The organism is Psychrobacter sp. GP33, assembly GCF_014119005.1.
In the GTDB taxonomy this organism is placed as follows: Bacteria; Pseudomonadota; Gammaproteobacteria; order Pseudomonadales; family Moraxellaceae; genus Psychrobacter.
Window position 1 is genome coordinate 1 of the sequence record NZ_JACGYX010000025.1, and the last position, 1,276, is coordinate 1,276.

A 1,276-nucleotide genomic window follows, 5' to 3' on the forward strand; every position below is an offset into this window, starting at 1 on the left:
CATAAAAAGGACATACTCATGGCAAAGGCCAAGTTTGAACGCAAAAAGCCACACGTCAACGTCGGCACCATCGGACACGTTGACCATGGTAAAACCACTTTAACAGCCGCTATCGCAACTGTAGCTGCTATTACTTCAGGTGGCGAAGCCAAAGACTACGCGTCTATTGACTCAGCTCCAGAAGAAAAAGCCCGTGGTATCACCATCAACACCTCACACGTAGAATATGACACTGAAGCACGTCACTACGCGCACGTTGACTGCCCAGGTCACGCCGATTATGTTAAAAACATGATCACCGGTGCTGCACAGATGGATGGTGCTATTCTAGTGGTATCTGCCACTGACGGCCCTATGCCACAAACCCGTGAGCACATCTTGCTGTCACGTCAGGTTGGCGTACCGTACATCGTCGTATTCATGAACAAATGTGACATGGTTGATGACGAAGAACTGTTAGAGCTAGTAGAAATGGAAGTTCGTGAATTATTAAGCGACTATGACTTCCCAGGCGATGACACTCCTATCGTTAAAGGTTCAGCCACTGAAGCCCTAAAAGGCTCACAAGAAAAATACGGCCAACCAGCCGTCGTAGAACTACTAGGCATCCTAGACACCTACATCCCAGAGCCAGAGCGTGACATCGACAAAGCATTCCTAATGCCAATCGAAGACGTCTTCTCAATCTCAGGTCGTGGTACCGTTGTAACTGGCCGTGTTGAATCTGGTATCGTTAAAGTTGGTGACGAAATTGAAATCGTCGGTATCCGTGACACTCAAAAAACCACCTGTACGGGTGTAGAGATGTTCCGTAAACTGCTTGACGAAGGTCGTGCAGGCGAAAACTGTGGCGTACTACTCCGTGGTACTAAGCGTGAAGACGTACAACGTGGCCAAGTACTTGCGAAGCCAGGTTCTATCACTCCGCATACCAAATTTGACGCTGAAGTATATGTATTGTCAAAAGAAGAGGGTGGTCGTCACACACCATTCCTAAACGGCTATCGTCCACAGTTCTACTTCCGTACCACTGACGTAACTGGCGCAATCCAATTACAAGACGGTACTGAAATGGTAATGCCTGGTGATAACGTTGAGATGGGCGTAGAGCTTATCCACCCAATCGCTATGGACAAAGGTCTTCGCTTCGCTATTCGTGAAGGCGGCCGTACCGTAGGTGCTGGTGTTGTTGCTAACGTTAACGTTTAAGTCTTAACCACTCGGTTAAAGCTAAACCGTTAGTCAAAAGCCATCCTCGAAAGAGGGTGGCTTTTTT

The 1,276-nt window shown here is 47.9% G+C and carries 1 protein-coding gene; it reads left to right on the forward strand.

All coding sequences use genetic code 11. The features are described from left to right. Window positions 1-18 precede the first annotated feature (18 nt). Window positions 19-1,209, forward strand: a complete 1,191-nt coding sequence (gene tuf, locus H2245_RS11975; protein ID WP_182407639.1) for an elongation factor Tu — start codon at window positions 19-21, stop codon at window positions 1,207-1,209. The last annotated feature ends 67 nt before the right edge of the window (window positions 1,210-1,276 follow it).

Excerpts from the sequence above, each read along its gene's own strand:
- tuf (WP_182407639.1), top strand. The coding sequence starts at position 19 with ATGGCAAAGGCCAAGTTTGAACGCAAAAAGCCACACGTCAACGTCGGC.